The following is a 1,941-nucleotide window of genomic DNA, read 5'->3' as shown; positions in this document are numbered from 1 at the left end:
TCACATCGCCCAACAAACCCTTCCAACTCATCTGCCATGTCGCCTCTCCATCAGTTTCGGAGAACTTCTGGCAAACGCACCCAAGACCAGAAATACCCAAACTCAATGGGTCAGAGACGGCGTTTACTCTTCACCGACTAGCTGTCATTCACTCCAGCGCTGGGGGAGGCCTCGCGCCCTTCAATCTCGCGCAAGTTAATTACCAGCACCGTGTTGATCGCTTCGAACAAACCGGCGTTGCGCCAGGCGTATAAGTAGCGCCGCACCGTCGACACGGCAGGAAAGCATTTGGGCAGAAGCCGCCACGCACATCCGCTTGCGGCAACATAGAGTATCGCGTTCAGGCCCTCGCGGATGCCGCCGTCCGGCGGCGACCTCCACGCCTTTCTGGAGGACTTGCATCGGAACCAGCTGAATGATCGCCAAAGCAAGGCGATCGAGCGCATCGTAAAACTGGAACACGGTCTACGCCAGATCTAACCCGACGGGGGTGGACACATCATCAGAGCCGTTGGTGGCCGGCGCTGCTGGCCCGGTTCGTGTAAGGCCAGCAGCGGAATTGATCCGGGATGCGCGTTATGTCACTTCTGACTTACTTGCATCTTCGCCGTGACCTGAGCACCAGATGGCATTGTGACCGTCACGTCTGTCGGCTCGGTATATGCCGAGGCGTCGACTTGCCTGAAGATATCGCACGTACGGGCTGCGATCTCTTCCGCGGTCAAGTCGGTATTCTCTTTTATGACCACCGCCGTATCCGCGCTCATGATCACATCGGTCTCGCCACAATCGATCCGCAGTTCACGATCTTGAGCCTGTGCAGAAGCAACCGACAACAGAGCAATCCCGCTTGCGATGGTCAAAGTAAGTTTTGACATTTTCAACTCCCATAATGCAGACGGCGTTATCTCCCGCCTAACCGAAATCCTAGGATTTGCGGATGCAATTCTCCATCGCTCTTGTGTAAGTAACTGTTAAACTCACCCTCACCTAGCATTACAGTTGCATTTTCTTTTCCGCTCTGAATCAATGCGCTACCATGACTAAGTTAGGGATCATGGATGGTGGGGTTGTCGGTCGAAGACACGCTGGAGCTTTGGGCTTCCTCGCTACGTGAGGTGATCAGGCCTTCTTCACCACATGGTCACCGCGGGGCACCACGATTGAAACCCTGGTCCGCGTTGAAGGGCATCGATGGGCGATCGAGGACAGCTTTGAGACCGCGAAGAGTGAGCTCGGCCTCGATCATAACGAGACTCGCTCCTGGCATGGCTGGCACCGACATGTTTCGCTGGTCATGCTGGCCTTCGCGATGATGGCCGGCATCCGCCATCAGGCCAATGCCGCGCCACCCAAGGGAGTGTCCTGAACTTTGTGTACCTGGCCCGGTCCACGCGGTTTCAGATACTCAAGCGTCGAAGCGCTCGCCGAACATTATGGCGAACTGATTACGGGCCGCAAACCATTCCCGGACGTTTCGGCCGTCATTCTCGAAGTTGCGGATGGCCAAGTAGATCAGCTTTGTCGCCGCCTCGTCTGTCGGGAATGACCCTCGGGTCTTGATCGACTTGCGGATGACCCGGTTCAGGCTCTCAATGGCATTCGTGGTGTAGATAATCTTGCGGATCGCCGGATCGAAGCCAAAGAACGGGATCACCTCCTGCCATGCGCGGCGCCAAGCCGGGGCGATGGAGGCGTATTTCCCGGCCCATTTCTCCTCGAAGCCGTCGAGTTCGGCCTCGGCCATAGCTGCGGTCGGGGCGCTGTAAATCCGGCGCAAGTCGGCGGCCACGGCCTTACGGTCTTTCCAGGAACAGAAGTTCAGGCTGTGGCGGACCAGATGCAGTGAGCCAGCGAAGGCGCCATCGGTCCGAGCCCGCTGGCGAACGCAGGTTTGAACCATGGCGTCCGGAAAGGCGGCGGTGATCGCCTCAGGAAAGC

Annotated in this window: 3 protein-coding genes and 2 pseudogenes; 2 read left to right on the top strand and 3 right to left on the bottom strand. The window is 57.6% G+C overall.

What is annotated here, in order from left to right; genetic code table 11:
• Positions 1-254, top strand: a 254-nt coding sequence (locus IB235_RS25460; protein ID WP_225612621.1) for a hypothetical protein, incomplete at its 5' end; no start/stop codon positions are given.
• Here the strand turns inward: IB235_RS25460 and IB235_RS24580 are convergent.
• Positions 141-394, bottom strand: a pseudogene (locus IB235_RS24580) (transposase); the annotation flags it as partial. The gene IB235_RS25460 and the pseudogene IB235_RS24580 overlap by 114 nt on opposite strands.
• A gap of 187 nt (positions 395-581) precedes the next feature.
• Positions 582-878, bottom strand: coding sequence for a hypothetical protein (locus tag IB235_RS24575; RefSeq protein WP_192339019.1), 297 nt, complete (start codon positions 876-878; stop codon positions 582-584).
• 239 nt (positions 879-1,117) lie between these two features.
• Here IB235_RS24575 and IB235_RS24570 point away from each other — a divergent pair.
• Positions 1,118-1,369 (top strand): annotated as a pseudogene (locus IB235_RS24570) (IS701 family transposase); the annotation flags it as partial.
• Between the two features lie 39 nt (positions 1,370-1,408).
• On the opposite strand, the gene IB235_RS24565 reads toward IB235_RS24570, so the two are convergent.
• Positions 1,409-1,941, bottom strand: a 533-nt coding sequence (locus IB235_RS24565; protein WP_192339017.1) for a transposase, incomplete at its 5' end; no start/stop codon positions are given.

The organism is Paracoccus sp. PAR01 (genome assembly GCF_014851995.1).
GTDB classification, from domain to species: Bacteria; Pseudomonadota; Alphaproteobacteria; order Rhodobacterales; family Rhodobacteraceae; genus Paracoccus; species Paracoccus litorisediminis.
This window is presented reverse-complemented; position numbering and strand designations above follow the sequence as displayed.

Bases quoted from the DNA above. Each gene is read 5' to 3' on its own strand.
- IB235_RS24575 (WP_192339019.1), bottom strand. From the start codon at position 878: ATGTCAAAACTTACTTTGACCATCGCAAGCGGGATTGCTCTGTTGTCG.